At 62.0% G+C, this 7087-nt stretch carries 8 protein-coding genes; 3 read left to right on the forward strand and 5 right to left on the reverse strand.

The window, feature by feature from the left end; all coding sequences use genetic code 11:
• Positions 1-7: 7 nt before the first annotated feature.
• The 3 genes from hemE to NWI01_RS11975 all read right to left on the reverse strand — a co-directional run bounded on the left by hemE (position 8) and on the right by NWI01_RS11975 (position 2594).
• Positions 8-985 (reverse strand): uroporphyrinogen decarboxylase, encoded by a 978-nt coding sequence (hemE, locus tag NWI01_RS11965; protein WP_244613739.1) that lies wholly within the window; start codon positions 983-985, stop codon positions 8-10.
• 235 nt (positions 986-1220) lie between these two features.
• Positions 1221-1820 (reverse strand): NAD(P)H:quinone oxidoreductase, encoded by a 600-nt coding sequence (wrbA, locus tag NWI01_RS11970; RefSeq protein WP_141384068.1) that lies wholly within the window; start codon positions 1818-1820, stop codon positions 1221-1223.
• A gap of 75 nt (positions 1821-1895) precedes the next feature.
• Complete coding sequence (locus NWI01_RS11975; RefSeq protein WP_141384069.1) at positions 1896-2594, reverse strand: pirin family protein; 699 nt, start codon at positions 2592-2594, stop codon at positions 1896-1898.
• A gap of 161 nt (positions 2595-2755) precedes the next feature.
• Between NWI01_RS11975 and NWI01_RS11980 the strand changes: the two genes are divergently transcribed.
• Complete coding sequence (locus NWI01_RS11980) at positions 2756-3691, forward strand: LysR family transcriptional regulator (protein ID WP_141384070.1); 936 nt, start codon at positions 2756-2758, stop codon at positions 3689-3691.
• Between the two features lie 200 nt (positions 3692-3891).
• Here the strand turns inward: NWI01_RS11980 and NWI01_RS20190 are convergent, their stop codons facing one another.
• Entirely contained in the window at positions 3892-4299 is a 408-nt protein-coding gene (locus NWI01_RS20190; RefSeq protein WP_181410457.1) for a hypothetical protein, read from the reverse strand.
• The gene (locus tag NWI01_RS11990) at positions 4292-5506 is read right to left on the reverse strand and encodes an EAL domain-containing response regulator (protein WP_141384072.1); all 1215 of its coding nucleotides are present in this window, start codon (positions 5504-5506) and stop codon (positions 4292-4294) included. The genes NWI01_RS20190 and NWI01_RS11990 overlap by 8 nt, the downstream gene beginning before the upstream one ends.
• A gap of 350 nt (positions 5507-5856) precedes the next feature.
• On the opposite strand from NWI01_RS11990, the gene ykgO reads away from it, so the two are divergent.
• Positions 5857-5982, forward strand: a complete 126-nt coding sequence (gene ykgO, locus NWI01_RS11995; protein WP_011314284.1) for a type B 50S ribosomal protein L36 — start codon at positions 5857-5859, stop codon at positions 5980-5982.
• 233 nt (positions 5983-6215) lie between these two features.
• Positions 6216-6890, forward strand: coding sequence for a tetratricopeptide repeat protein (locus tag NWI01_RS12000; protein WP_181410458.1), 675 nt, complete (start codon positions 6216-6218; stop codon positions 6888-6890).
• The last annotated feature ends 197 nt before the right edge of the window (positions 6891-7087 follow it).

A 7087-nucleotide genomic window follows, 5' to 3' on the forward strand; every position in this document is an offset into this window, starting at 1 on the left:
GGCCGCTCTAGTTGCGCATGCCGTTACCGCGCACGCGTCGGATCATCTGTTCGACGTGCGGAATTGGCGTTTCCGGCTGAATGCCGTGGCCGAGGTTGAAGATCAGCCGGCCGCCCGCGAAATTCGTCAGCACGTCATCGACCGCGCGGTCGAGCGCCGCGCCACCGGCGATCAGCGCCAGCGGATCAAGATTGCCCTGCACGGCCACCCGGTTCTGCACCTTGTCCCGGATCAGGGACGGTTCGGCGGCCCAGTCGATGCTGACGGCGTCGACGCCGGTCGCCTCGATATAGGACGGCAGCAGGGCGCCCGCGCCGCGGGGAAAACCGATGATCTTTGCGTCCGGAACCTGCCTGCGCACGCCTGCGACGATGCGTCTGGTGGGTTCGATCGACCACTGCGCGAACTCGCGCGGTGGCAACACGCCCGCCCATGTGTCGAAGATTTGCAGCGCATCCGCGCCGGCCTTGAACTGGCCGAGCAGATAGCGGATCGAGTTGTCGACGATGGCGTCGATGACCTTGGCGAAGGCGTCGGGGTGGCGATAGGCCATCATCCGCGCCGGCGCCTGATCGGGCGTGCCTTGTCCGGCAACCATGTAGGTGGCGACCGTCCATGGCGCGCCGCAGAATCCGATCAGGGCTGTTTTTGAGTCGAGTTCGCGCTTGACGCGGCGCAGCGCTTCGAACACCGGCTCAAGCTTCGTCATGTCGGCTTCGCTCGAAAGCGCGGCTATCTTGTCCGGCGTATCCAGCGGATCGAGCCGCGGACCTTCGCCCGCCTCGAAGCGCACCGAACGTCCGAGGGCGTAGGGAATGACGAGAATGTCGGAGAAGATGATCGCTGCGTCGAACCCGAAGCGGCGGATCGGCTGCAACGTCACCTCGGCGGCGAATTCCGGCGTGAAGCAGAGGTCGAGAAAACCGCCGGCTTTCGCGCGCAACTCGCGATATTCCGGCAGATAGCGGCCTGCCTGCCGCATCATCCAGATCGGCGGCACGGCCTGGCGACGGCCTGATAGCACCTCGAGAAATGGCTTGTTCGTCGGATCCTGGACCAAGGCGTATTCCGTAATGGCTGTGGGTTCTCAGGGTCTGATACACGACCGGCAGGGTCTTGGCCACGGCCGCGGCATCTGTTGCCCGCCGTTCAGCGTGAGGAGCCGCAAACCAGAGCATTTCGCGTCTGATTGAATCAGAAGCGAAGCTCTGGATTGTTGTTTAGCCATGCAGCTTCGCCGCCGTCTCGGCGATCATCCTGCCCTGATAGCGCGCGCCCGCGAGTTCGTTCGCGCTTGGTTGGCGGCTGCCGTCGCCATCGGCGATGGTGGTCGCGCCATAGGGCGCGCCGCCGGTGACCTCCGTGACGCCCATCTGGCCGGCGAAGCCGTAGTTCAGGCCGACGATCGTCATGCCGAAGTGCAGAAGGTTGGTGATGATCGAGAACAGCGTGGTTTCCTGGCCGCCATGCTGGGTCGCGCTCGATGAGAATGCGCCGCCGACCTTGCCGTGCAAGGCTCCCCTAGCCCACAGGCCGCCGGCCTGATCGAGGAAGCTCGCCATCTGCGACGACATCCGTCCGAACCGCGTGCCGGTGCCGACGACGATCGCGTCGTAACTGGCGAGATCATCGACTTTCGCCAGCGGCGCGGCCTGATCGAGCTTGAAGTGTTTTGCCTTCGCAACCGCTTCGGGCACGAGTTCGGGCACCCGCTTGACGTCGACCGTGGCTCCGGCTTCCCGGGCGCCGTCCGCGACGGCGTTCGCCATCGCCTCGATATGCCCGTAGGCGGAATAGTAGAGAACAAGAACCTTCGCCATTTTTGACCTCCGCGTTTGAGGGAAGATGCGCGGCGGTCGGGCCGCGCATCGCGTTCGCTGTGTCGGGTGGGCGGCTTACGCCGCGTCGACCAGCACCACTTCGGAATCCTCCAGCGCGGTGATGCTCACCGTCGCCTCGTCGTGGATGGCCGCGCCGTCGCGAGCGTTGACGCGCACGCCGTTGACTTCGACCGCCCCCACGGCGGGAACGAGATACAGGTTGCGCGTTTTGCTCGCCGCGTAGCTTGCGCTCTCGCCGGCTTTCAGCGTGGTGGCGAGCACGCGCGCATCGGCGCGGATCGGCAGCGCATCGCTGTCGGCCTTGAATCCGCTGGCGAGGGTGACCAGCCTGCCCGAGCGATCGCCTTTCGGAAAAGGCTTTGCGCCCCAGGCGGGTTCGCCGCCATCCTTCGTGGGCTCGATCCAGATCTGGAATAGCGTGGTTTTCACCGGCTCCAGATTGTATTCGGAATGCCGCACACCGGAGCCCGCGCTCATCACCTGCACGTCGCCCGCTTCGGTGCGGCCTTTGTTGCCCATGCTGTCCTGATGGGTGATCGCGCCTTCGCGAACGTAAGTGATGATCTCCATGTTGGCGTGGGGGTGGGGCGGAAATCCGCTGTTCGGCGCGATCTCGTCGTCGTTCCACACGCGCAGGCTGCCATGTCCCACATTGCCGGGGTCGTAATAGCTGGCGAACGAGAAGTGATGCTTTGCTTTCAGCCAGCCGTGATCTGCGCCACCGAGTTTATTGAAGGGTCTGAGTTCGATCATGACCTGTCCTTTCCGATTGCCCGTATGCCGTCGCGGCTGCCGGCTCGATTGGCGTTCGGCCGTCGGCTGCGGTTGACGGATGGATATGTCTTTCGGTCAGGTGTATAAATAGAAACTATCGAAACACATTGTTTCTAAAAATTATCTATGGTGGGACAGGAATGGCGAGACTTCCGGATTTCGAGGCGCTGGCGATCTTCGCCAAGGTTGTCGAACTGCGCTCCTTCGCCGGCGCGGCGGCCGATCTGGGTCTGTCGAAAGCAACGGTTTCCAAAGCCGTCGGCCGGCTTGAAGACCGGCTCGGCGCCCGTCTCTTCAATCGTACCTCGCGCCGCCTGGCGCTGACGGATGCAGGCAAGAACCTGTCGGAACGCGCCGCGCGTCTGCTCGCGGACGGTGAAGCAGCCGAGAATGAGGCGCTGGCACGATCGACGGTGCCGCGCGGTCTGGTGCGGCTTGCGGTTCCCATGACGTTCGGCGTCAACGTGATCGCGCCGCTGCTGCCCGGCTTCCTTGCGATGTATCCCGAGGTGTCGGTGGATCTCCATTTCAGCGACGCGATGGTCGATCTGATCGGCGAGGGGTTTGACGTAGGCGTGCGGATTGCCAGCCTGCCGGATTCGTCGTTGCTGGCGCGGCGGCTCTGCCCGATGCCGCGTCATACCGTTGCGTCGCCGGCCTATCTCAAGGCGCACGGCAGGCCGACGCACCCGATGCATCTCGCCCAGCACAGTTGTCTGGGTTACGCTTATCTGTCGACGCCGGGGGTATGGCGTTACGTCAATGCGCGCGGCGAACAGGCTGCCGTGCGGCCATCGGGCCGGCTGCGCGTCAATAACGGCGAGGCGCTGCTGCCCGCGATCATCGCCGGGCTGGGAATAGCGGACCTGCCGGAATTCATCGTCGGCGACGCCATCGCCGCCAAGCAGGTCGAGGTTCTCCTGAAGGGCTGGAAACAGGTGGAAGGCGCGGTTCATCTGGTGATGCCGCCGGGCGGGCCGCGACCGGCGCGCGTCGAGGTGCTGATCGATTACCTCGCCCATCAACTCGCGCATCCGGGACGGCGCGGGGGAAGTGCGTCCCGTCGTTCGGCATAGCGGAAGAGGGTATGCGGGGGTGCGGTGGACCGGCGAGGGGCGCGCGTCCCGCGGAAAGCCACGCAACCCCCATCGTATGGCCTGAAACGAACCTTCCTGCCGCCTCAATGGTTTGAGGAGGTATCATAGCGTTTTCAAGCGAAGCATGTCCTCGGGCTTGAGCCCTAAGGATGGATGCCGGTTCGCGTGAAGCAAACGCGTCAAAACAACATCCGGAGCTTCGCTCCTGATTTGATCAGAAGCGAAAAATGCTCTGGCGTGTGGAGCGCATTGGGATGAGGTGGCACATGCTCAGGCACGGAGTTATCCTGTTTTCCGGAATTCTGGCGGTGGCCTGCATCGCCTTCACTGCGTATGCGGAAGAATATCGCGGCACGTTCGCCCAAAGGATGGCCTGCACGCCTGATGTCTTCAGGCTGTGCGGCAGCGAAATTCCCGATGTAGCCCGTATTGTCGCCTGCCTGCGGCACAATCAGCCTCAGCTCGGTGGGCCGTGCCGCGCGGTATTCGAGTCCAATGCCGAGGCGAGCGGCGATGATATCGTGGCGAAAGCAACCGGAAATCACCGGTAAGTCATTGGCCGAGCGGATAGCGCCGCTTTCAGGCATCGGCTGCGAAGGCCGGACGTTGACGGCTGTTGTGTGCGAATTTTCGGGTGGTCATCGGCTTGCCGAACAGGAACCCCTGGATGAAGTCGACGCCGATGCCATGCATCGCCAGGAAATCGTCGCGGGTCTCGACGCCTTCTGCCACTGTCTTGACGCCATGGCTCTTGGCGAGGTCGACGATCTGGCGGCAGACGGAGCGCTTGAGCCGCGCGGACGAACTGCCGTCCACGAATTTGCGATCGAGCTTGATCTCGGCGAATGGAAAATCGTTCAGCGCGGCCAGTGTCGACCATTCCGTGCCCACGTCATCGATCGACAGGCCGATGTTGTGAAATCGCAGCCGGTGCGCAGCCTCGACCGCGAGCGGTAAATTCTGCACGACTTCGCTGCCGCCGACTTCCACGGTCAAGCCGTCGAAGGCGGGATGATTCGGGAACTGCACCCGCAGGTCATCGACGGCGTTTGCGTCAGTGAAGAAGGCGAGGGGCAGATTGATGGAGATATGGATGCTGCCCGATTTGGCGACGAGATAACGCCAGTCCTGAAAAACCCGGCCGATGACGAAGTCCGACAGGGCGCGGAAATGAGGATCGCCCTCGTCGGGAATGAAGCGGGCCGGCGGCACGATCCCCCAGTTCGGATGACGCATCCGGATCAGCGCTTCAGCGCCGCTCAGCGAAAGACTTCGCGCGTTGATCTTCGGTTGATACCAGAGTTCGAGCCAGCCGGCGCCGAGCGCCTCGGCCACATCGACCGGAGGGGATAGCGGTTCGGCCGGCACCAGGGCGGCGACGCGTGCGCGCAGATCCCTGTCGCTGAAAGGCGTCGATAGCACCGGCAGCAAGTCGAGTGCCAGATTCTCCCCGAGTTCCCGGTCTGCCTTGACGGCGGGCGCATCCGGCGGTCCGATCAGCAGTACCTTTGCGGCGCAGGTCCGCATTGCGAGCAGGTTCAGGATGCCCGGAACTGACAGGCCGTTCATCGAGAAGCTGATGACAACCATATCGGGAAAATCGAAACGCAAAGACGCATCAAGGTCTTCCAGCGTGGCGCAGGCGAGGGGAATGAAACCCAGTTCTTCGAGTGCTTCGCTGAGCAGGGACCGGACGTGATGCTTGCTTTCGACAATGCAGGCGCGGGGCTTCACCCTTCGCTTGCCGAAGGGCGTTTCCGCGATTCGATCGTCCTGCCTGGCTGTGTCGGTCATGCTTAGAGTCCTCGCTGGGCGGAATACCAACGTGAACCCCTTCTTATGGCTCCAGCGGGGTTGGTTTTCGTAATGCTCCACTCGTGCACCGGAGAATGTCGGCGCATCGTTAACCTTGATAAACCTACTTAAAATTGAATCATGCGGAACCTGATTTGTAAGTGGGCAAGCATCCATGAGGTGAAGGAATAGACAGGCTCGCATAGGCCCGGAAATTCAGACCATCTGGATTGACAGTCCGGGCCGGGATGGCCTAGAAACCGCGCGTCTGGCGCGGTTTCTCCGCGAGCCCTGCGTTTTGCTGTTTCGGCCTTTCGTAACACGGGCTTTGAAAGATCAGGAACATCCCTATGAAAGTCCGTAACTCATTGAAATCTCTGCGCTCTCGGCATCGCGATAACCGTCTGGTCCGTCGCAAGGGCCGGGTTTATGTGATCAACAAGACCCAGCGCCGGTTCAAGGCTCGCCAGGGCTGATTCAGCGCGCCGGTTTACGGCAGGGTCGTCCGTAATCCCTATTATATGATCTTGATGCGCCCCGGCCTTGCCGGGGTTTGCTGTATCTATAGCGTTTTCGAGCGAAGCATCTCGTCGGGCCTGACCCGAGGATGGATGACCTGTTCGCGTGGACGCCGGCTGGATCAATTCGTGGAACGAAAAAGCGCTGTCGTGTAGGCTCCAGAAGCTCGCGTGATGTCCGGAGCTTGTGAATGCAATCGACAACCTCCTCGGCCAGGTGGCTTTGTCTCCCGATGCTGCTCGCTTTCGCTGGGACTCCGGCGCCAACTATCGTTTTCGCGCAGTCGCCACCGCGTAACTCTCCGCAGGCCACGCCGCCTGAAGCCACTCAGCCCAGCGATCCGCCACGATCGACACTGAGGCTGCCGAAAAGCCCGAAAGAGACGGATCGCGGCCTCGATTTCCTTTTCGGCGCTCTCAAGGCCGCGCCGGATGAGGCGAGTGCGAGGCATGTCGAGGCGCGGATCCTGGCGCTTTGGAGCCAGTCCTCAAGCAACACGATCTCGCTTTTGATGCAACGCGTGAAGACAGCGACGGACGCCAAACAGAGCGACGTCGCGCTCAAGCTGCTTGATGCGGTTTTAAAGCTGCGTCCCGAATACATCGAGGGATGGAGCCAGCGGGCAACCTTGCACTACATGCGCAACGATTATCAGCGTTCGCTTGAGGATATCGAGCAGGTGCTGATCCGCGAGCCGCGCCACTTCGGAGCGCTGGCAGGTCTCGGCGTGATCATGCAGGAGCTTGGCGATGACAAGCGCGCGCTTGACGCCTTCCGCAAGGCGCTTGCGGTCAATCCCCATCTCGAAAGGGTGCGGGAGCTGGTCAAAACCTTGACCGAGAAAGTTGACGGCCGCGATATCTGACTGCCGCCGATGAGGGAAAATCCACAAGGGCAGGGCATTCGCGTTCATGATCTTGGATCGTCTCGATTCAAGATCATCGTGATCTATAGCGTTACCGCTTCTGATTGAATCAGAAGCGGAGCTCCAGATTGTTGTCTTGACGCGTTTTCTTTACGCGAACCGGTATCCACTTCGCTCGAAAACGCTATAGAGCGGCC

The organism is Nitrobacter winogradskyi (assembly GCF_006539545.1).
Lineage (GTDB): Bacteria > Pseudomonadota > Alphaproteobacteria > Rhizobiales > Xanthobacteraceae > Nitrobacter > Nitrobacter winogradskyi_A.